General features: G+C 69.4%; 1 protein-coding gene. It reads left to right on the top strand.

Translation table 11 applies throughout. The features are described 5' to 3' along the window. Window positions 1-229: tetratricopeptide repeat protein (locus ACZ3HG_RS25065; protein WP_465335283.1), on the top strand; the 229-nt coding region annotated here is incomplete at both ends.

The raw sequence follows: 229 nt of genomic DNA on the forward strand, positions 1-229 counted from the left end.
TGCGCGCGAGCAGGCGCAGAAGGCCACGAAGGCCGATCCCGGCAATGACGATGCCCACTTCATGCTGGGCCTAATCGCGCTCGACGACCGCCGCATCGAGGACGCCGAAGCGCAGTTCGCGCAGCTCGCCAAGGGCGGCGAGCGCATCGACGACGCGCACTACTATCTGGGCCGCATCGCCGAGTTGCGCGGCCAGCCGGCGCAGGCGCTGGCGCAGTACGACAAGGTC

The organism is Erwinia sp. PME.40.26/001, assembly GCF_055556675.1.